Annotated in this window: 18 protein-coding genes; 14 read left to right on the top strand and 4 right to left on the bottom strand. The window is 38.7% G+C overall.

Annotated features, from left to right (window positions below; translation table 11 throughout):
- Window positions 1-6: 6 nt before the first annotated feature.
- The 6 genes from IGK01_RS12715 to IGK01_RS12690 all read left to right on the top strand — a co-directional run bounded on the left by IGK01_RS12715 (window position 7) and on the right by IGK01_RS12690 (window position 6,774).
- Entirely contained in the window at window positions 7-927 is a 921-nt protein-coding gene (locus tag IGK01_RS12715; RefSeq protein ID WP_023520476.1) for a carbohydrate ABC transporter permease, read from the top strand.
- A gap of 25 nt (window positions 928-952) precedes the next feature.
- Entirely contained in the window at window positions 953-2,413 is a 1,461-nt protein-coding gene (locus IGK01_RS12710) for an ABC transporter substrate-binding protein (protein ID WP_438840807.1), read from the top strand.
- A gap of 254 nt (window positions 2,414-2,667) precedes the next feature.
- Complete coding sequence (locus IGK01_RS12705; RefSeq protein WP_023520474.1) at window positions 2,668-3,282, top strand: YesL family protein; 615 nt, start codon at window positions 2,668-2,670, stop codon at window positions 3,280-3,282.
- Complete coding sequence (locus IGK01_RS12700) at window positions 3,275-5,020, top strand: sensor histidine kinase (protein ID WP_023520473.1); 1,746 nt, start codon at window positions 3,275-3,277, stop codon at window positions 5,018-5,020. Before IGK01_RS12705 ends, IGK01_RS12700 begins: the two co-directional genes overlap by 8 nt.
- Complete coding sequence (locus IGK01_RS12695) at window positions 5,010-6,464, top strand: response regulator transcription factor (protein ID WP_153830600.1); 1,455 nt, start codon at window positions 5,010-5,012, stop codon at window positions 6,462-6,464. The genes IGK01_RS12700 and IGK01_RS12695 overlap by 11 nt, the downstream gene beginning before the upstream one ends.
- A 208-nt stretch (window positions 6,465-6,672) precedes the next feature.
- Window positions 6,673-6,774: a putative holin-like toxin gene (locus IGK01_RS12690; protein WP_019724559.1), complete on the top strand. Its 102-nt coding sequence runs from the start codon at window positions 6,673-6,675 to the stop codon at window positions 6,772-6,774.
- Window positions 6,775-7,056: 282 nt separating this feature from the next.
- Here IGK01_RS12690 and IGK01_RS12685 read toward each other — a convergent pair whose 3' ends face one another.
- Together IGK01_RS12685 and IGK01_RS12680 are read right to left on the bottom strand one after the other, a co-directional pair.
- Window positions 7,057-9,210, bottom strand: coding sequence for a GH92 family glycosyl hydrolase (locus IGK01_RS12685; RefSeq protein ID WP_023520472.1), 2,154 nt, complete (start codon window positions 9,208-9,210; stop codon window positions 7,057-7,059).
- Window positions 9,191-10,258 (bottom strand): GntR family transcriptional regulator, encoded by a 1,068-nt coding sequence (locus tag IGK01_RS12680; RefSeq protein ID WP_010734158.1) that lies wholly within the window; start codon window positions 10,256-10,258, stop codon window positions 9,191-9,193. Before IGK01_RS12680 ends, IGK01_RS12685 begins: the two co-directional genes overlap by 20 nt.
- 150 nt (window positions 10,259-10,408) lie before the next feature.
- Here IGK01_RS12680 and IGK01_RS12675 point away from each other — a divergent pair, with 150 nt between their 5' ends.
- The 5 genes from IGK01_RS12675 to IGK01_RS12655 all read left to right on the top strand — a co-directional run bounded on the left by IGK01_RS12675 (window position 10,409) and on the right by IGK01_RS12655 (window position 15,949).
- Window positions 10,409-11,698 carry a glycoside hydrolase family 125 protein gene (locus IGK01_RS12675; RefSeq protein WP_034691560.1) on the top strand — a complete coding sequence of 430 codons (1,290 nt, stop codon included), beginning with the start codon at window positions 10,409-10,411 and terminating at the stop codon, window positions 11,696-11,698.
- Between the two features lie 14 nt (window positions 11,699-11,712).
- Window positions 11,713-14,394, top strand: a complete 2,682-nt coding sequence (locus IGK01_RS12670; RefSeq protein WP_438840806.1) for an alpha-mannosidase — start codon at window positions 11,713-11,715, stop codon at window positions 14,392-14,394.
- Between the two features lie 3 nt (window positions 14,395-14,397).
- Window positions 14,398-15,270 carry an ROK family protein gene (locus tag IGK01_RS12665; RefSeq protein WP_023520469.1) on the top strand — a complete coding sequence of 291 codons (873 nt, stop codon included), beginning with the start codon at window positions 14,398-14,400 and terminating at the stop codon, window positions 15,268-15,270.
- Window positions 15,271-15,456: 186 nt separating this feature from the next.
- The gene (gene relB, locus IGK01_RS12660) at window positions 15,457-15,690 is read left to right on the top strand and encodes a type II toxin-antitoxin system RelB family antitoxin (RefSeq protein WP_010734162.1); all 234 of its coding nucleotides are present in this window, start codon (window positions 15,457-15,459) and stop codon (window positions 15,688-15,690) included.
- On the top strand, window positions 15,680-15,949 hold the full coding sequence (locus IGK01_RS12655) for a type II toxin-antitoxin system RelE family toxin (protein ID WP_224434911.1): 270 nt from the start codon (window positions 15,680-15,682) through the stop codon (window positions 15,947-15,949). The genes relB and IGK01_RS12655 overlap by 11 nt, the downstream gene beginning before the upstream one ends.
- Before the next feature lie 42 nt (window positions 15,950-15,991).
- Here the strand turns inward: IGK01_RS12655 and IGK01_RS12650 are convergent, their stop codons facing one another.
- Both IGK01_RS12650 and IGK01_RS12645 read right to left on the bottom strand, forming a co-directional pair.
- Window positions 15,992-16,453 (bottom strand): GyrI-like domain-containing protein, encoded by a 462-nt coding sequence (locus tag IGK01_RS12650; RefSeq protein ID WP_438840805.1) that lies wholly within the window; start codon window positions 16,451-16,453, stop codon window positions 15,992-15,994.
- A 164-nt stretch (window positions 16,454-16,617) separates the two neighbouring features.
- Complete coding sequence (locus IGK01_RS12645; RefSeq protein WP_023520467.1) at window positions 16,618-17,472, bottom strand: RluA family pseudouridine synthase; 855 nt, start codon at window positions 17,470-17,472, stop codon at window positions 16,618-16,620.
- A gap of 209 nt (window positions 17,473-17,681) precedes the next feature.
- On the opposite strand from IGK01_RS12645, the gene IGK01_RS12640 reads away from it, so the two are divergent.
- From IGK01_RS12640 to IGK01_RS12630, 3 genes are all read left to right on the top strand, one after another.
- Window positions 17,682-19,856 carry a PBP1A family penicillin-binding protein gene (locus IGK01_RS12640; protein WP_023520466.1) on the top strand — a complete coding sequence of 725 codons (2,175 nt, stop codon included), beginning with the start codon at window positions 17,682-17,684 and terminating at the stop codon, window positions 19,854-19,856.
- Window positions 19,857-19,923: 67 nt separating this feature from the next.
- Window positions 19,924-20,265, top strand: coding sequence for a YlbF family regulator (locus IGK01_RS12635; protein ID WP_010734167.1), 342 nt, complete (start codon window positions 19,924-19,926; stop codon window positions 20,263-20,265).
- A gap of 172 nt (window positions 20,266-20,437) precedes the next feature.
- The gene (locus IGK01_RS12630; RefSeq protein ID WP_023520465.1) at window positions 20,438-20,968 is read left to right on the top strand and encodes a hypothetical protein; all 531 of its coding nucleotides are present in this window, start codon (window positions 20,438-20,440) and stop codon (window positions 20,966-20,968) included.
- Window positions 20,969-21,021: the final 53 nt, after the last annotated feature.

The raw sequence follows: 21,021 nt of genomic DNA, 5'->3' as shown, positions 1-21,021 counted from the left end.
AGAAAAATGAATAAAAAGAAAGTTCAACGAGTAGAGATCCGCTCGTTTAGTCAAACCACCAACTTTTTCTCCAATATTTTGATTGCACTTTTTGCTTTTTCTTGTGTGTTACCATTTATTTTTGTAATTGCGATCTCTTTTACAGATGAATCCATTTTGTCCACACAAGGGTATAGTTTCTGGCCTAAAACATTTAGTACATTTGGGTATACTTTTTTGTTTGACCAGATGCAAAACAAAATTTTTCAGGCTCTTTTCGTCACTGTTCTTGTGACAGTAGTAGGAACGTTGATCAATAGTACAGCAACTTCTTTATATGCTTATGCTATTTCTCGATCCAACTTTCCATTTCGTCGTTTCTTTACAGTCTTTTGTTTGATCACGATGTTGTTCTCACCAGGGATGGTTGCGAACTACTTAGTGATGACGAATTTATTACAACTGAAAGATACGATTTGGGCATTGATTTTACCGATGGCAGTCAGTCCGTTCAATATTATCGTGATGCGAACATTCTTTAAACGTTCGGTGTCTGATTCGATCATTGAATCTGCTAGGATAGATGGGGCGAGTGAACTTCGGATTTTTGTACAAATCGTCTTACCTTTAGCGATTCCAGGAATTGCGACAATCAGTTTATTTGCAGCTTTAGGTTATTGGAATGACTGGTTCAATGCGTTACTGTATATTCAAAACGATAATCTCGTTCCATTGCAATATTTATTGATGAAGATTCAAAGCAATATCCAATATCTTACTCAAAATGCTGGAGCAGGTAGTCAGTTAGCCGGCGGTCTTGCTTCTGTTCCTGGAGAGTCTGCTCGTATGGCAATCGTTGTTATCTCAACATTACCGATTGCGATCAGCTATCCATTTTTCCAAAAACATTTTGTTAAAGGGTTAACGATTGGCGGCGTCAAAGAATAAAGCACTAAAATAGGAGGAAAAAGATATGAAGTTATGGAAAAAATTAGCTTTTACAGGATTCTCAGCACTAACAGCAATCAGTTTAGCAGCTTGTGGGGGCGGTTCAGGTGACAAGGACGATGCAGCGGCCAGTGATACGACGACATTACAAATGTACCAGATCGGTGACAAACCAGATAACCTTGATCAGCTGATGGAAGTCGCAAATAAACGTATTGAAGAAAAAATTGGTGTAAAAGTCAATATCAATTATATTGGTTGGGGCGACTATGAGAAGAAAATGAACGTCATCATCTCATCCGGTGAAAATTACGATATCGCTTTTGCCAACAATTACGTATCAAATGCACAAAAAGGCGCGTTTGCAGACTTGACTGAATTAGCGCCTAAATATGGAAAAGAAGCGTATGATTCTTTGGATGAAGCATATATCAAAGGCAATCTGGTCAACGGGAAATTATATGCCTTCCCTGTAAACGCCAATGTCTTTGCACAACAAGTGTTGACTTTCAATAAGCCATTATTAGATAAACACAATTTATCGATTGATGGTATTGAAACGTATGCAGATGCAGAAAAAGTTTTACAAGAATTCCATAAAAAAGAACCGAATACAGCGGCTTTTGCCATTGGGCAAGGATTTAAAGTACAAGGGGATTTCGATTATCCATTAGGAAATACTTTGCCATTTGCGGTTGATTTGAATGGCGACAAAACAAAGATCATTAATCAATATGACAACGAAAATTACATCGAACTGTTACGGACGATGCATAGTTGGTATGATCAAGGATTGATCCCTAGTGATGCAGCGACTAGTAACAAAGATTATCCGTTAGAAGGTAATACATGGTTGATGCGTGGAGAAACACAAGGACCATACGATTACGGCGATACGATTTTAACAAATGCTGCAAATCAAGAATTAGTATCGAAACCAATTACTGTTCCTTTGAAATCAACAGGACAAGCGCAAATGGCAAATTTTGTTGTCTCTAATACATCAAAAAACAAAGAGAAATCAGTAGAGTTCTTAGCGTTATTGAATAGCGATCCTGAATTGCTTAACGGCTTGGTTTGGGGAATCGAAGGAGAGGCATGGGAAAAAGTTGGCGATGACAAAGTAAAATTATTAGACGGCTATCAGCCAAAAACACACATGTCTGCTTGGAATACTGGAAACAATAAGATTCTTTATACACAAGATACGATTACCGATGAAATGATCGCTAAAAGAGATCAATCGATTGCAGAAGCTGAAACTTCTCCAATCTTAGGCTTCAGTTTTAATACAGACAGCGTAAAAACTGAATTGAGTAATATCTCAAATGTCATGAATCAATACCTTGATGGATTGAACACTGGAACTGTCGATCCAGATGAAACCTTACCAAAACTAATGGATGCCTTAGATAAAGCTGGATACGACAAAGTACTGACAGAAATGCAAAAACAATATGATACATTCCGACAAGAGAACAATTAATCAATACTGAAGTTATGATGGAAGTATCTAGCTCCGAGAAATAAGGCGGAATCCACGGAAATTGCTCTTGCATTTTTGTGGATTCCGCCTTATTTACGAAGAAGCTACTTCTGGACTATCGGTTATCTAGCTGATAACCGAAGTATTGCTCCTCGAAGACCATTTATTTGGTTTTAAAGGTTCCAATATGCTCAATGTTACAGTATGTTTTTGTATAATAGGATATGATGAAGAATAAAAGGGGGGGAAGTCCTGTGTTAGGTAGAGCATTGGAAACAGTATTCATACGCGTATGGGTCATCATGAAATTGACATTGTATTTTTGGGGCTTAGCTGTGTGTGGCGGCGTCGTTTTAGGAATCGGGCCAGCTTGGAAAGTTGTCAATGAACAGTTTTATCTCCATGGTTTCGAATATAAAGACATCACGATCAGCGAAAGTTGGCAGATGTTCAAACAGTCCTTCGTGCGAGGAAATCAATTGTTTGGTCTTTTTTCGGCTTGTCTTTTTTTGCTTAGTTATAACTTGTATTTATCTGTACAGATTCAAGGGATTCTTTTCTTAGTGGTTGATTTTATTATACTGTTCAGCATGTTGTACGCCTATGCGACGTATCAATATAGTATGATTTTAGATAGTGGCTATCAAATGACTTTAAGAAATCTGCTGAAGTTGAGCTTGATTTCCAGTTTCGCAAGTTTTTCAACTTTCTTAAAAATCATCCTTGGCAGTGGTCTGATTCTTTGGGTGACGTGGAATTATAAAGGGTTGATTTTATTTGGTTTGATTGGGTTACTTACAGTTTGGAACGGAACGATCACCAAACAATGGCGGGAAAATCTGGACTTGCAGTTGGAAACATATGAATAGGTTAGATTTTATCTTTTCAAAAGGAACGTTGTTAAACCGTTTATTGCGTAAATATGCGATCATGATGATTGCTTTGACGATGATTGCAACGATCATCATCAGTGTGCATACATTCATCCAAAGACAAATTCAAGCACAACAAGTAGTGAATGACGCAGTTCAAAGTACGTTGCGAACGCTTAGTGATAAAACAACGTTAAGTAAAGTGATCAAAGATCAATTTGTAGGGGATTCAGATAAAATCGAGAATACCACCACTTATTTAACTAAACCGATCGATCAATATTTGATGTATGCGTACGACCGACAACGACAATCTGCTGATTTTCTTTCATTCCCTAACGTAGTTCGTGATATGTATGTCAATTATGAAGAGGTAAGTAGTGTGTACCTTGTGTTCAACCAATTACCAGAATATTTTGAGTCCACTAGAGAGAACAAAGGCGGGATAGTCAAGAAGGGAACGCCACAATTAAAACAGGCTTTTTATATCAAAATGACGATTACACAAGGTGGCGCAGAAATTGGCAGTATGTTTGTAGGGTTTGATAAAGATGAACTTGATGCAGCGCTGACGAATTTAAATACGTTTAATGGATTATCTCTTTACATGATTTCCGGAACGAGTAATCGGTTGTATACATTTCATGATCGAGCACTGGGCAAAGAACGAATCTTTAAGCAGGAAAAGTTGATCAATCAGACCCTACAAGCGGATTCTACATTACCAGTGGAGAAATTAGAAAAATCGAATTTTATCCAATCGCAAGAGGTGTCCGACGATTATCGTATTTTAGCCACATTAGATAAGCGTACGGTTCGCCAAGTAACAGAAAAAAGCTTAGCACCGTTAATTATTGGCGTCATTTTATTGGATGGTTTATTGCTTTTATATTTATACAAGACGTTCAAACGTTATTCTCAACAAATCGATCGTGTCATGGAAGCCATGGATGAAGTGGCTAGAGGGAATTTAGATACTCGTGTGGATACTAGTATCACTGAATACGAGCTAAAAGACCTATCAGTCGGAATCAATGAGATGCTAGGCAGTATCAATCAATATGTGGAAGATATCTACAAATTAGAAATCAAACAACAAGATGCGCACATGCGCGCATTACAAGCACAAATCAATCCGCATTTTCTATACAATACATTGGAATATATTCGAATGTATGCCATCAGTGAAGGTAGTGAAGAACTAGCAGATGTTGTCTATGCTTTCTCTGCATTATTACGTAATAACACCAACCAGGAAAAGACGATTCATTTAAAAGAAGAATTGGATTTTTGTGAGAAGTATGTGTACCTCTATCAAATGCGTTATCCTAGCCGTATCGCCTATCATTTCACGATTGAATCATCATTGGAAGAGATTGAAGTACCGAAATTTATCATCCAACCATTAGTAGAAAATTATTTTAAACATGGCGTTGATTTTACTCGTTTTGATAACGCATTGAGTGTAAAAGTATTTGAAGAAAATGGACTTGTTCATCTTTTGATTCGTGATAATGGCAAAGGAATCACGGAAGAGCGATTAGCTGAAATCAGCGCACAGTTGGCGCAAAACAAAGTAGAACTCAGTGGATCGATCGGCTTACAAAATGTCAATGAACGGTTGCGTGCTAGTTTTGGACCGAGTTATCAGATGATCCTAGCTAGAAATGCAACTGGTGGATTAACGATCCATATTACTTTTAAAATAAAAAGGGGAGCTGCTGATGACTTATAATGTACTACTAGTTGATGATGAATATATGATCTTAGCTGGCTTACAAAAAATCATCAATTGGCAAAATTTAGGATTTAACGTTGTTGCTACTGCAGAAAATGCTATGCAGGGACTATCGATTTTAGAGACGCAGCCAATTGATCTAGTTGTCACAGACGTAACGATGCCTGAGATGAATGGATTAGAATTTATTGAAGTTGCTCAAAAAGAACATTTTTTTGAATTTATGATCTTATCGGGCTATCAAGAATTTGATTATCTAAAAAGCGGGATGCAGTTAGGCGCCGTTAATTATTTGATGAAACCAGTTAATAAAGCAGAACTGATTACTAGTCTTGAAACCGTCAAGAAACGCTTGGATCATCGAAGACAACAAAAAAATCAACAAGAAGTGTACCAAGAAATTCTATTTAGCCAATGGTTGAATGATGAATTGGATGAACCTAGTGAAGAAGAACTTTTAGAAAAACTAGGCAAGCGTCAGCGACGTGTCTTACTTGCACAAGTACCTAGGCAGGCTGAAACGACAATCAGTCAGTGGCTGACAAAAAGAAAAGAACCTTTTTATTACCAACGGAATTATGGAGAACTTGTTTTATTTGTTTTGTTGCTTCAGGAGGAGGCAGTAGAATTGTTTAGCCATTTTGTTGAACAGTCGCTGATGTGTGAGAATTGGCTGATCAGTATTGGGGATGAATCTTGTGATCCGGAAACGATACCGCAAAGCTTCCAGCATGCTAAAGATAATTTACAACTACATCAATTCTATGGGGATCAAAATCAACGTATTTTCTATGCCGAACAAGCAGAAATTAAACAATCAATTGATTTTGTATCATTTAGTCGTGTGTTGAAAAGTGGTCAATTAGCGCTCGCACAACAAATGATCTCTGACTTTTTCGAGCAATTCCAACAGGCGGTCATGTCGCCTGAAGATATCCGTCATTTCAGTTTTTTATTATTTATGGATATCTATCGTGAGCTGATCCGTTTAGAAGATGATGAATACTTAACAGGCATCCAAAAAATCAATCAAGCAAAATCTGTCCAAGAGTTGCATCAACTCCTACTATCTTTATTGGAAAATCAGCATAATCAAAAATATAGTCAAAATGTCGAAAAAGTTCTTCAAATCTTACATGAGAAATATAAAGAACCTTTAACCTTGAAAGAAGTCGCAGAACATTTGCATCTGAATGTCATGTATCTAGGACAACTGTTTAAAAAAGAAACTAAAAAAAGCTTCTCTGCGTACTTGAATCACTTAAGAATGGAACAAGCAAAATGGTTGCTGATCCATAGTAATCAAAATATCAATGAGATCTCTAATGAAATCGGCTATAATAATACGACCTATTTTTCAAAATTATTCAAAAAAATCGTTGGACAGTCGCCTTCAGAATACCGAGAAAATCAAAGTCAAACAGAAGGAAGTTTCATCTGAAAAAAAACAGAGATCGTGAGATTTAACATCTCATTATCTCTGTTTTTATATGATTGAATAAGTGAAAAAAATCATATAAAAAAACAAAAAATATAAAATATGTGATGGGTTCTATGTTAAAATGGACCATGTAGATTGTTTATGATGGTAGCTGCTCAGAGGGTGATGCTTATGAGCATTTTCCTACTTCAACGAAGGGAGTAACCTTTTGTCTGTTGCGGAAGCACTGGCATTGATGATCCAGTTTGGATCGTTGATGCTTGCGCTTGTTGGCATTATGCTGACAATCAGCAAAAACGATAAAAAATAACCCCGTCATAAACCTTAGCGAGATTTAACGGGGAATTTCCAAATAATTTTGCTACCGTCATGCGGCTACATTGAAGTGATGTTAGCGCATCGCTTCTTTTCTTTAGTATAGCATCTCAACGAGTCATCTGTAAACAACGAGTCATGAGTGAAATCAATCATTCAATAAAGTCCTAATGGAGTCGCACATTCTCTAAAATTAGTGCTGAAGACGATGGCAAATGGAATTAACTAAAGAGTAAGCTTCCTTAACCACGCTTCTTTTCTAGCTGAACCACTGATATTATTCTTGGCGACTTAAAGAATAAGGCAAACTATCCTCTGAATAAGTTTTAGTATGAGGAACAATGCCTAAATGGTAGTTGATCGTGCCACCGTTTAGTAAATCTTTATGAGTAAAATATAGCTTTTCATAAGTGTAGCCATCTCGACTTACATGGTGAATAAACTGTTGTTGGGGCTGGTTAGGCGTAGCATGGATAGTCAATTGATTGCCGTTTGAAAGTGTTAAGATCACTTGATCAAACAGTGGGATACCAATGACATACTCACCGGTTCCAGGTGTAACTGGGTAAAAACCTAAACTGTTAAAGATATACCAAGCGGCCATACTGCCATTATCCTCGTCGCCAGGATAGCCAGTAGGTGATGCATCGAAAAGTTGCGTAAGCAACTGTTTGATCAAAGGTTGTGCCATTTCGGGTTTCCCAAGGTAATGGAAAAGATAAGGGTAGTGAAAACTTGGTTGATTAGAGATGGCTAATTGTCCAAATTCAGTTGCTGCCATCTCACTCATTTCATGGATTTCAAACCCATAACCACCGACTTCAAACTTAGGCGGTTGATTACATAATTCAACTAATTTGTTCTCAAAAGCTTGTTTTCCACCATGCGCTTCGATCAGACCTGCAAAGTCATGGAAAACAGCAAAACTGCTTTGCCATGCACTTCCTTCTGCGTAATCTGTGCCCCAAGAGATAGAGGAGAAATCAGGACGGAATTTTCCTGAGCAGTCTTTTGAACGCATAAAACCAGTTTCTGTATCAAAAACATTGCGATAGTTCATGGATTGTTGCTGATAGTGATGAGTTGTTTCAACATCAGCTAGTGTTTGAGCAACTTGACTGATACAAAAATCACTGTAGGCATAATCAAGTGTGTGATTGATCGATTCATGGTAATGGTTTGGCACGTAGCCATACTTTAAATAATCGATTGTCCCTTGGCGACCATAATTTTGTTGATCACTTTGAACTGTCGCTCCTTTTTTCATGGCTTCTAAAAATTCCGGCATATTCTGACTGCCGATACCTTTGATGGCAGCATCAGCGATCACTGCATCGATCAATGTTCCAGGCATGAGACCTCGTTCATCTGGAGAAAGCCATTTAGGTAAGAAGCCAGTTTCTCGATAACTGTTTAAAAAACCTTCCAACATCTCTTCATATTTTTCGACCGCAATCAATGAAAAGAGTGGGTAAACCGTTTTGTACGTATCCCAAAACCCATTATTTGTATAAAGAATCCCATTTTTTACTGTACAACTAGTGGTATCATAATGGATTTTTTTTCCTTCTGGATCAATTTCGTAAAAAGTTTGTGGGAATAGGAATGTCCGATATAAATTGTGATAGAACGTTTGCATTTGTTTTTGATCATGATGGTTGATTTTGATTCGATCAAAGTAGTTTTGCCATTGCTCCTGACTGTCTAAAAGATAGTCTTTTTCTTGTTTTTCTTGCTCTTGTTTCAAATTGTGGTGAGCTTGTTCATTACTAATGAATGACGTCCCTAGCCGAATCGTCTGTTGCTTGATATGACCAAAATAAAGAGCTACGGTGTCTGCTTGTTCGCTAGAATACTCGAGTTCACTAGTTGTCAGAGGCTGTTCGAAGCCCAAAACAAAATAAAAAGTGAAATTCGGATCTTCTGCGCCCGCAAAATGAGTGACTTGGCCTTCTAGTGTGTAGGCATCTTTTGCAGTAAGACGGAAACGGCCAGGAAACGCTAGTAATAAACCGCTATCATTTTGTTGGTAAGTGATGGAAAGGATGCCACCATACATACTAGGGATCAATGTCGATTGAATACCGTAACGCAATTGGTCAATGGAAAGGTGGGTGGGACAAAAAGTACATTCTTCTGGGCGATACGAACTTTGGGCATGGAACACCGTGGGTTCTTGTAATACTCCACTGAACGGAGTCATCAAAAAGTGGCTGAAATCCCCCATCCAAGGACTAGGTTGATGAGTCAAACGATAACCTTGGAAAATCCGGTCATCGGGGTGAAACCACCAACTACCTCTTTGTTCATTTGTCTGTGGGGCAAAATAGTTCATACCAAAAGGAACGCCTGTATAAGGCAGGCAATTCCCATTAGAAAAGTTGGCTTGATTCGCAGTGCCATGACGTGTATCAATTTGTTGAATGTCCATGTGTATACTCCTTTGTCGATAGTCGTTGGATCAAAGTAACAGGATGTTTGATGTCAGCCGGTTTTTCTTTTGTTTGTAACCACTGGATCATCGCTTTGCCCGCCAATTCGCCTAATTGGAGAAAATCTTGGGCAATCGTTGTTAAAGGCGGATCAACCAAAGCAGCAGCTTGGATATCATCGAACCCGATGACGGAAAAATCATTGGGAATGGTGTAACCCAATTGTTTTAACGTAGTCATTGCTTGAATTGCAACTAAGTCATTCTCACAAACAAATGCTGTAACGTTATGTGTATGAATATAGTTAGCTAATTCATTAGTGGTCGCCATTGGATCATTTAATGCAGTATGGAACGATAACTCTGCTTTATTCAGTGCTTCAAGATAACCGAGATAGCGTTGTCTCACGGATTGTGGATGGGATAAATCACCAAAAAGATAAGCGATTTTTTTGTGACCTTGTTCAATCAATTGATTGGTTGCTAAAGAACCACCTTGAAAGTTATCCGATAAGACAGTTGGAAAAGGTAACTCATATATTTTTTTATCTAGCATGAGTACTGGAAAGTCTTTTAAGGAAAGCTCAAAAAGCAAGTCAAGATGTTGATCTATTTCAAAAGCATAATAAATCAAGCCATCAAATTCTTGCATCAAATCATTGGCTGTCTTTGTTTCTAAAAAATCTAAAGTCGTCATCATGACCTCGAATTGATGTTCTTGCATGATTGGATTCAAGCCCTGAGTAAAGTCACCCACGGATAAATCAGACAAGTAAGGCAAAAGAAATAAGATTCTTTTATGAGTAGAGAGACTACGTGAAGGAACACCTTTTTTGGGAGCTTTAACAAAACTTCCTTTTCCGCGTACACGATAAATCAATCCTAGTTGTTCTAATTCTGTCAATGCCCGTTTGGACGTGATCCGACTAACATTGTATTGTTGGGATAGTTCTTTTTCAGTGGGAACTTGACTGTCGACAGGTAAAGTTCCATCATGTATTGCTTTTTCTAGCGCTAAAAATATTGTTTTATATAATGGTTGCTCCATAATTACACCTCTTAATGATATATCATAATTAAATCATAGCATAATACTTGAAAAAGTAAATAGAAAAAAGTTCATTGAAAGCGTAGACATTTATAGTACGAGCAGGTATAATTCATAATGACATATCAAACAAAAGGGAGTTTATATAATATGGCTTATAAAGATATACCTAATTCAGTGAAGCAATTTATGGATGACATCATACAAAAATGTGGAGAAGAGCATGCAGATTGGGCTAAGAATTTTTCTTCGGCTTTTGCGAATACGTTGTTGACCACAGTCAAACGGCAAGAGGATGGGACAACTTTTCTACTCACAGGAGATATCCCTGCAATGTGGTTACGTGATTCCACCGCGCAGGTTCGTCCTTATTTAGTAATTGCGAAAGAGGATGAAGATTTAGCTGACATGATCAGTGGGTTAGTCAAAAAGCAATTTTACTATATCACGATCGATCCATATGCAAATGCGTTCAATGAACAAGCAAATGGCGCAGGGCATCAAACCGATCACACTCAAATGAACGATTGGATCTGGGAAAGAAAATATGAAATCGATTCTTTATGCTACCCTGTTCAACTAGCTTATTTACTTTACAAGAATACCGGACGTACAGATCAATTTGACCACTCATTTATTGAGGGGATTCAAAAAATCTTAGAAGTTTTTCAAGTAGAACAAGACCATCGACAATCGCCTTACACCTTTACAAGAGACACCACAAGAAAAGAAGATACGTTAGTCAACGAGGGACGTGGATCGGCGATTGCGCCCACGGGTATGACTTGGTCAGGATTTCGTCCGAGCGATGATGCCTGTCAATATGGCTATCTTGTCCCATCCAATATGTTTGCTGTAGTTATTCTAGGATATGTGGAAGAGATTTTCACCTCAATTCTTGAAGACCAAGAAATCGTTACAAAAGCAAACGACTTAAAAACAGCCATCCAAGAGGGGATTGCCACCTATGGAAAAATCGAAAATCAACAAGGTGAAACGATTTATGCGTATGAAGTAGACGGCTTAGGGAATGCCTCATTAATGGACGATAGCAATGTGCCTAATTTGATTTCAGCACCTTATTTGGGTTATTGCTCCAGTACAGATGAACACTATATAAATACGCGAAACACTTTGTTAAGTAAAGAGAACCCTTACTTTTATGAAGGGAAGTATGCAAAAGGAATTGGTTCTTCGCATACGCCCGAGAATTATATTTGGCCAATCGCCCTAGCGATGGAAGGAATGACGACAGAAGACAAACAAGAAAAAGAACGAATCCTTGATTTACTAGTAGCGACCGATGCAGGGACACACTTGATGCATGAAGGTTTTGATGTGAACAATCCGCAAAACTACACAAGAGAATGGTTTTCTTGGGCAAACATGATGTTTTGTGAATTAGTCATGGATTACTTTGATATCCGAGTGGAAAAATAAGGAGGAGAATAGATATGAAGAAAAAAGTGTATATCATTTCTCATAGCCATTGGGATCGTGAGTGGTACATGGCATATGAGCAACATCACATGCGATTAGTGGAGTTAATGGATGATTTGTTGGAGCTGTTTGAAACCGATCCAGACTTCAACAGCTTTCATTTAGATGGACAGACCATTATTTTAGATGACTATCTACAAGTACGTCCTGAAAAAAGAGAAGCAATCCAACAAGCCATCGATGTAGGAAAATTACGGATTGGACCATTTTATATTTTACAGGATGATTTTTTAATTAGCTCAGAGTCAAATGTTCGGAATATGTTGATCGGTATGGAAGAAAGTCGCAAATGGGGAACGCCGGTCATGCTAGGTTATTTCCCTGATACTTTTGGCAATATGGGACAAACGCCACAAATGATGAAGCAAGTAGGACTAGAAGCTGCTGCGTTTGGTCGTGGGGTGAAACCGATAGGCTTTGATAATCAAGTACTAGAAGCTGAGAACTATTCGTCACAATATTCTGAGATGTGGTGGAAAGGCCCTGATCAAACGGAGATCTTTGGGTTATTGTTTGCCAACTGGTACAGTAACGGGAATGAGATTCCAGCTGAGAAAGAAGCTGCGATTCGTTTTTGGGATCAGAAGTTAGCAGATGCCGAGCAATATGCGTCAACCAACCATTTATTGATGATGAATGGAGTGGATCATCAACCTGTACAAAAAGATATATCAAAGGCAATTCGATTAGCCAATGAATTGTATCCTGACTATGAATTCATTCATTCCAATTTTACTGATTATCTAGAAACGGTACAACAGGATCTTCCTCAGGATCTTGGCTCAGTTGAAGGAGAATTGACGAGTCAAGAAACCGATGGCTGGTATACGTTAGCCAATACAGCTTCTGCGAGAGTTTACCTCAAACAGTGGAACACAAAAGTACAACGTCAACTTGAAAATGTCACAGAACCTTTAGCAACGATGGCATATGAAGTGACAGGAAGGTATCCGCACGATCAATTAGATTACGCTTGGAAAACACTGATGCAAAATCATCCTCATGATAGCATTTGCGGATGCTCAGTTGACTCCGTTCATCGAGAAATGATTCCGCGTTTTGAAAAAGCCAATGAAGTGGGGAGATTTTTAGCACAAGAAGCATTGGATCAACTGGCAACAGCTATTGATACCAGTGGATTTTCGAAGCAAAGCTATCCTTTTGTTATTTTCAATACAGCAGGAATGCCCAAAACAGGGTCAGCCGTAATCACTTTAGAGTTGGAACGAAAACGATTTGCAGAAGGTATTCCAGAGGAGCTATATCAAGAATTGGCGGAACAACCTAAGAAATACTACCATGTTGAAACGTCTGAAAAAAAACAGATCCCAGCTTTGGTTTCTGAAGAAGTTGTATCATTTGGCTATGATTTACCGAAAGATCGCTTTAGAGTGCCATATATGGCAAGATATGTCACGATTGAGCTACCAATTGATGAAATGCCTGCATTTTCATGGGAAACATTCGCTTTAGTTGAAGGAGCAACGGATGAAAAACAAGAGTCGATGATTACTCAAGCAGGACGCTGTATTGAAAATCAATTCGTGCATGTATCCATTGAGCAAAATGGGACATTGACCTTATTGGATAAAACGAGCGGGCAAGAATTTGAAGAGTTATTGACATTTGAAGACGTCGGTGACATCGGTAACGAATATATCTTCAAGCAACCAAAGAATGAACAAGCGATTCTTTCAAAAGACCAACCGAGAAGTACTGTTGAGATCATCAAGGATACATCTAAAATCGCTCAAATCAAACTAACTCAAACCATTGACATCCCTATTTCTGCAGATGATCGGTTAGAAAAAGAGCAACAAATGGTACGAGAGTTCCGCTTTAGGCAAGCCCAACGCTCAAAAGAAACAAAGCCACTGACAATCACAACACTGATTACGTTGCGTGCAGAGAGCAAAAAGATCGATTTTACAACAACCATCGACAATCAGATGAAAGATCATCGCTTACGTGTCTTATTCCCAACGAAGTTACATGTGGAACAACACGAAGCAGATAGTATTTTTGAAGTTGTAGCTCGTCCAAACCAAGTCTCTGCAAGTTGGGAGAACCCGATCAATCCCCAGCATCAACATGCCTTTGTCCAATTAGGCGATGCAACCCAAGGGATAACGATTGGTAATTTTGGTTTGAATGAATATGAAATCTTGGATGGAAAAACCATTGCGGTGACATTACTGCGTTGCGTCGGTGAGATGGGCGACTGGGGTTATTTCCCAACACCGGAAGCACAGTGTTTAGGTGTTCACCAATTCGATTACAGTTTAGAGGTCCATACAGGAGAAGATAAATTCGCCACCTACAAGCATGCTTATGCAGCTCAAATTCCATTTTCGACAAAGCAATTGTCCAATCAAGTAGGCAAACTATCACCGAAAAACCAATATTTATCAATTGAAGGGGAAACGTTTGCAATTACTGCTTTGAAACGAAGCAAACTTAATGATAAACTAGTAGCGAGAGGATTCAATATGTCTAGTCATTTAGAATCGTTGCATTTGACGAAAAATGGCAAAAAAGGCAAACGGTTGAATCTCCTTGAAGAAGAATGTCAAGAGACGATTGACGAAATGCTCCAGCCTTATGAGATTCGGACAGTCGGCTTTGAGGAGGAATAATTGATGTATGGTGGAATAGAAGCAGGTGGAACAAAATTTATTTGTGCAGTATCAGATCAGGGAGAAATCATTGAAAAAATCAGTGTACCGACAACTTTACCGGAGGAAACATTGGCGTTAGTGTTTGATTTCTTTGATCGCTTTGAATTAGAAGCAATTGGAATCGGTTCCTTTGGTCCAATCGGTATTGATCCAACGAATGATCGCTATGGCTATGTCTTAGCTACGCCTAAACAAGGATGGCGAGATTTTGATTTCTTAGGAAGCATCAAACAACGATACGACGTTCCTTTGGCATGGACAACCGACGTCAATGCTGCGGCATATGGTGAATTGTTAAAAGGGGCGGCGCAAGGGAAAAACAGTTGCATCTACTTGACTGTCGGCACAGGTATTGGTGGCGGTGTTGTGTTGAATAGCGATATTCTTTCTGGAAGTGCGCATCCGGAAATGGGGCACATCATGGTCAAACGTCATCCAGAAGACGACTACGAAGGAACTTGTCCTTTCCATAAAGACTGTTTAGAAGGATTAGCGGCTGGACCATCGATCGAAGCACGTACAGGAATCAAGGGACAAAATTTACCTGAGGATCATCCTGTCTGGGATATCCAAGCATATTATCTTGCACAAGCATTAGTCAATTATACATTGACATTAGCGCCAGAAAAAATCATTTTAGGTGGTGGTGTCATGAATCAAGCACACTTACTACAAAAAGTGAGAGAACAATTTATGACATTGATGGCTGGTTACATGGAAACGCCGCCAGTAGAGGAGTATATTGTTCAATGGGGCATGCCAAATGAAAGTGGGATCATCGGCAGTTTATTATTGGCGGAAAAGGCACATCGAGAAGGAAATGAATTTGCATAAATCTAAGAAGAAAATAGCGACTTTTAATTTTTAGATGGAAACTTGAATAAAAATAGGTATAGAGAACGACTGTCATTATTGGTAGCCGTTCTTTTTTATTCTATATATTACGTACTAAAGTTGTATTGACAAAAGAATGTATTTTTTATTACGATGTTGTTACAAATTAGAGCGGAGGGGTAGATTATGGGGCAATCCACAATTACCTTTAGAATTCCAGATGATGAAAACAAACTAGTAGCAGAATATGCTAAAGTACATAACTCATCATTGAAGGAACTTTACAGGACGTCAGTACTTGATAAAATCGAAGATGAGATTGATTTAAAATTATTAAAAGATGCAATGGCACTTTCTAAAAAGAAAAAAGAGAAGGGAATTTCTCAGTCTGGCATGGAGAAGTTCTTAGCTGAAGTATAAAGTTATCTATATGCCTCAAGCGCAGAAACAGTTAAGAAAGATGGATCGAAATCAGGCAAGAATAATCGTTGCTTGGATTAGAAAAAATTTGGAAGGGACCAGCACCCCTCGACAACACGGTAAAGGATTGACTGGAAATCAAGGTGGTGAGTGGCGGTACCGCATTGGGAATTATCGCATACTAACAAATATAATTGACTCTGAAATTATAATTGAACTATTTTCTATTGGTCATAGAAGCATTATGTACAAGAAATAATTGTTGCAAATGAGACTGGTTTGGAGCAACATGAATCCGAACTTAATTGATTGGAAAAACAACTTGTGTCAATAATTGGTTTTCCGGTGTATCAAGCGGATTACTTAGATAGTAATCATAATAAACGCCTGTACTTTCCAAATGATTTTCTTGGAGATAAACCAGCATTGCCTCGTATGTTGCCTTAAGTGTGGCGTAAGAACCTTGATGTGTGGCGATAACGGCTTTTCCACCATACGTTTGACTCATATACACCTCATCACTTGCAGAAATAGCTGTATTGATAGGAATCCCTAACTCAATGTCAAAGATGGTAAAGTCTTCGTTGCTATTCAGATAAGCGCAGTAGGGGGCGCCAATCAGTTGGGCACCTTGTTCAGCAACAGCGTGCATCAATTTTTCATAGCCAGTATCTATTGCAACGGTCATGTTCTCCATAGTAACAGCAGTCGCTTTGGTTGCTACAGCAATTTGTGACGAAAGGTTAGTTATTTCAATATTCATATGAATGATCTCCTTGATATTTTTTATATACATACTAATGTAAGTCTAGCATGTATGCGCTTACTGTCAATTCATATTTTTGATAGAAACAGAAAAAAACTGAGAATTGGGCTCGTATTAAGTTCCCAATTCTCAGTTTTTTGTTTATGACTATTTTCAAGTGTTTACCATAATCCCGGCAATGCTTGTGCAATGATTTTTTCTTGTGTAAATGGATGGGGCATATGGAGTTCTAACGCATGGAGCATCAAACGTTTCGCTGACTTCGTTTGATAGAGCGGGTCACCAACAATGGGGTGGCCTTGATTTGCTAAATGTACGCGGATTTGGTGGGTTCGTCCTGTATCCAAGACACAATAGACTTTTGTTTTATCTGCCGAAAATTCGGCGACTTGGACATGTGTGATGGCTGGTTGCCCATTTCTTGGATCAACCACTCGTTTGCGACGATCATGACGATCTCTGCCGATTTTGTCTGTAATTGTTACATCTTGAGAAAGTTTACCCCAAACAACGGCTTGATAACGGCGGTAGATTTTTTTCTGTTCCAACATTCTACCTAAAATAGGTAAAATAAAAGGATTTTTAGCAAATAGAACAGCTCCACTCGTTTCCTTGTCTAATCGATGAACGACATATGGACGTTGCTTTTTTTGATTTAAGTAAGCAGCCAGATGATTCAATAACGTATTCGTTTCTGTCGGTTCATTCGGATGCGTTTTGATACCGACTGGTTTGTTGACGATGATCAAGTGCTCATCCTCATACAACACGCTGACTTTTGTTGCTTCCCCCAATTGGATCTCTTGGTAACTATAGTCAGTTTCCTCGAAGTGCAAAGTGATTTGATCTCCAGCTTTTGCTTCGTGATGGAATAAAACAGGTTCGCGATTCAATAAGACGTTTTTACGTATACGTAAAAAGTGTCGGACTTTTCTTGGTACAAGCCACTCATTTTCTAATAATTCTCGAATCGTCATGGTTGGATGAGATTCAGGTAACGTGATTGTGATGTCCACATGCTCACACCTTTCATTGAAATTCAGATTCATTGTAACATTTTTAACAGATATTTAAGAAAAAAATGGAAAAATTCCTTCACTTCATATGCTAAACTATCCACATTGTGAATAAACAAAGCGTACACCTACATCTCAAGCAGGACGTCACGCATAATTAGTTATGTTAAAATGAGAAGAATGAGATCAATAGACAGGAGAAGAAGTGAATGGATTTTCAGAGCATGTTAAGAAGAATAAAAACTGCGCTCATCAGTTTTTGGCGATGGATTAAGCCTTACCTCGGACAATTCCATCGATGGCGTAAGCGCATTTGGAAAAAATATCATATCAACAAGTTGATTTTACTGATCGGACTGATCTTCGTATTGATCACGAGTATTTATCTATTTGTATTAGCAAAACAAGCGAATGTTGAAACACTGAAATCTGGTTTGAGTCAGTCGACCGTGATTTATGATAAAAACAACGAAGAGGCGGGGACGTTGTATGCACAAAAAGGGTCTTATGTGGAGTTAGATGCGATTTCTCCACTGATCCAAGATGCCGTTATCTCGACCGAAGACCGGAATTTTTATCAACATCCTGGTTTTGATATCAAAGGGATTGCCAGAGCAGCAGTAAGGATGATCACATCTGGTGGTACAGGCGGGGGTGGCGGAAGTACCATTACCCAACAGTTAGCCAAAAATGCGTATCTTACACTAGATCAAACGTTTGACAGAAAAGCGAAAGAACTTTTTCTAGCGATTGAGATCGAGAAGAAGTACAGCAAAGAAGAAATTTTAACGATGTATCTGAACAATGCCTATTTTGGTAATGGGGTTTGGGGTGTACAAGATGCATCAAGACGCTATTTTGGAGTGGATGCTAACAATGTCACGCTGTCTGAAGCTGCTACGTTAGCGGGGATGTTGAAGGGTCCTGGTATCTACAACCCAATCGATCATCCAGAAAATGCTAATAATCGGAAAAATACGGTGTTAAGCGTGATGGCAGACAATGGTAAAATCAGTGAAGAACAAGCAACTGCTGAGTCTCAGACGGACATCACACACTATTTGAATGATACGTATACTGGTTCGGAGTCTGGTTATCGTTATCCTTATTATTTTGATGCAGTGATTGATGAAGCTGTTAGTGAATATGGCTTAGATGAAGCAGATGTCATGAACAAAGGCTATAAAATCTATACGTCATTGAATCAGAATTATCAGCAACAACTAGAAGCGACTTATCAAAATGATGCGTTATTCCCTCCAAATGCGACAGATGGTGCCATGGTCCAATCAGGTTCAGTTGCACTAGATCCGAAAACAGGAGGGGTTGCAGCGCTCGTTGGTCGACGTGGGGAACATGTCTTTAGAGGATTCAACTTTGCAACGCAGATGAAACGCTCACCTGGTTCATCAATCAAACCACTCAGTGTGTTTGCACCTGCGTTAGAAGCTGGCTATACACCGTCAAGTATTCTTGAAGATAAACCACAATCTTATTATGATGCACACAACTTTGATGGGACCTATCAAGGGGAAGTACCGATGTATCAAGCAGTTGCTCAAAGCTTGAATTTACCAGCTGTGTGGCTACTTCATGAGATCGGTCTTCAAAAAGGCTTTGATAAGACAAAAGAATTTGGCTTACCTTTAGCTGATTCAGACAAGTATTATGGGTTAGCGTTAGGTGGTTTGAAAAATGGGGTATCTCCTATGACTATGGCGGGGGCTTATGGTTCATTTGCCAATAATGGGAAGATGTATACACCGCATTTGATCACCAAGATCGTTGACTCTACTGGAGCAGTCATCGTTGATAATACCAACAGTAAACCAAAGCAGGTCATTTCCGAAGAAACGGCGAATCAAATGACCAGCATGTTACTAGGTACGTTCTCTAATGGAACGGGTGTTGCAGCGAATCCATATGGTTATACGGTGGCAGGGAAAACAGGAACGACAGAAACGAATTTTGATGCTACAAAAGCGAATGACCAATGGATCGTTGGATATACACCAGATGTAGTCATATCTACTTGGTTGGGATTTGAAGAAACGAGTGAACTTCACTATTTAGAAGGTACAAGTGGCAATGTGGTGGGGAAAGTCTTCAAATCAGCAGCAGAAGGCATCTTGCCTTACACCGAGCAAACAAGATTCAATGTTGCGGATGCCTATGCTACCGGCGGTCAAGTCGTCCCAGCAGATCAAGTACCAGATAATTCACAAACCAATGAAGAGAATCAGGGGAACTGGCAAGACAATTTAGATCGTTATGGCGAACAAGCAAAAGATGGCCTAAGGAATTTTGGCGATATGCTGAGAGAAGGCGTACAAGGTATCGGTGATGCAACACGAGATCTATGGCGTCGATTCCAAGGAGAGTAGGCACTTTGAAAACAAATCACCTCATGTTACAATAGAGTTTATTAAATAGAAGAAAAGAGGCCGTCGTATGTCAAATATTTATGATAGTGCAAATCAAATCGAACGTGAGATTCGTGAACTAAAAGAATTCAAAGAGCTAGAAGAAGCTTATGCAAAAGTAAAAGCGAATGAAGAAGCACACCAACTGTTCAAAGATTTCCAAGCGATGCAGATCGAATTACAAGAAAAACAAATGAGCGGACAAGAATTCAGCGATGAAGATGCTGCCAGAGCGCAAGAAATGGCAATGAAAATCCAAACAGAAGAAGTCATCAATGACTTGATGCAAAAAGAACAAGGGTTCAGCACGATCATCAACGATTTAAACCGTATCATCATGACACCAGTACGCGACTTGTACAGCGAATAGTCACCAACAAAATAACTTTCTGGCATGAAATCTCTAAAGGATTTCATGCCAGTTTTTTTATGAAAAACAATTTTTTCTTTCAGAAGAAAAAGTGATGGACAGGCAAGGATCATCCTTTGTTATCATTAAGTTGCAGAAAGGCACCGATAAACAAACGAGAGGATGTGAACCTATGCCAAAGAAAATGACGATCGAAATTACCGCACCTATTAAAGAATTGAATGTTACGAAACCTTTTGACTTAGCCCTTTTCAATCAATTTATCCTACATAAACGAACAAAAGAGTTACTACAGACACTAAAAAAATTGAAACATCAGCTTGTCGAAGATTCATGGGCCTATGATAAAAATTTTCGTTGGGTATCCACAAAAACGCATTTCGAGCATTATCAAAACAGTTTGATCTGGGCAGAAAAACTGGATCGAGTCATATATCAGCGGTTAACAGAAAAACAAAAGAATCACACGCCTTTTGCTCTTCTTTCATTTATGGTAACTCATCGCTATATTCACGAATATGCACGTTATACAGTGAAAGACCAACGAATGATCTTCCAAGAAATCCGCCAAAGTCTACAAGTAGAAAACAAAGATCTTTTTATGTTTGAAAAATTAAAAGAGGGCGTCAGCTTGGCAATTACGGCTAGAAGACCTTCATTAGCGGAAAAACAAAAGAATAATGATCGAACACAAAGCCTTTGATCGTATCATTGAGTCCTAATTTAATAGACAAAACAAAAACTTAAAGCATATTG

It is taken from the genome of Enterococcus sp. AZ080, from assembly GCF_051714945.1.
Classification (GTDB): Bacteria; Bacillota; Bacilli; order Lactobacillales; family Enterococcaceae; genus Enterococcus_B; species Enterococcus_B pernyi.
The sequence above is the reverse complement of the archived record's forward strand: the minus strand, read 5'-3'. Positions and strand labels throughout refer to the sequence as shown.

Excerpts from the sequence above, each read along its gene's own strand:
- IGK01_RS12715 (WP_023520476.1), top strand. The coding sequence starts at position 7 with ATGAATAAAAAGAAAGTTCAACGAGTAGAGATCCGCTCGTTTAGTCAA.
- IGK01_RS12710 (WP_438840807.1), top strand. The coding sequence starts at position 953 with ATGAAGTTATGGAAAAAATTAGCTTTTACAGGATTCTCAGCACTAACA.
- IGK01_RS12700 (WP_023520473.1), top strand. The coding sequence starts at position 3,275 with ATGAATAGGTTAGATTTTATCTTTTCAAAAGGAACGTTGTTAAACCGT.
- IGK01_RS12695 (WP_153830600.1), top strand. The coding sequence starts at position 5,010 with ATGACTTATAATGTACTACTAGTTGATGATGAATATATGATCTTAGCT.
- IGK01_RS12685 (WP_023520472.1), bottom strand. The coding sequence starts at position 9,210 with ATGGACATTCAACAAATTGATACACGTCATGGCACTGCGAATCAAGCC.
- IGK01_RS12680 (WP_010734158.1), bottom strand. The coding sequence starts at position 10,258 with ATGGAGCAACCATTATATAAAACAATATTTTTAGCGCTAGAAAAAGCA.
- IGK01_RS12675 (WP_034691560.1), top strand. The coding sequence starts at position 10,409 with ATGGCTTATAAAGATATACCTAATTCAGTGAAGCAATTTATGGATGAC.
- IGK01_RS12670 (WP_438840806.1), top strand. The coding sequence starts at position 11,713 with ATGAAGAAAAAAGTGTATATCATTTCTCATAGCCATTGGGATCGTGAG.
- IGK01_RS12665 (WP_023520469.1), top strand. The coding sequence starts at position 14,398 with ATGTATGGTGGAATAGAAGCAGGTGGAACAAAATTTATTTGTGCAGTA.
- relB (WP_010734162.1), top strand. The coding sequence starts at position 15,457 with ATGGGGCAATCCACAATTACCTTTAGAATTCCAGATGATGAAAACAAA.
- IGK01_RS12650 (WP_438840805.1), bottom strand. The coding sequence starts at position 16,453 with ATGAATATTGAAATAACTAACCTTTCGTCACAAATTGCTGTAGCAACC.
- IGK01_RS12640 (WP_023520466.1), top strand. The coding sequence starts at position 17,682 with ATGGATTTTCAGAGCATGTTAAGAAGAATAAAAACTGCGCTCATCAGT.
- IGK01_RS12635 (WP_010734167.1), top strand. The coding sequence starts at position 19,924 with ATGTCAAATATTTATGATAGTGCAAATCAAATCGAACGTGAGATTCGT.
- IGK01_RS12630 (WP_023520465.1), top strand. The coding sequence starts at position 20,438 with ATGCCAAAGAAAATGACGATCGAAATTACCGCACCTATTAAAGAATTG.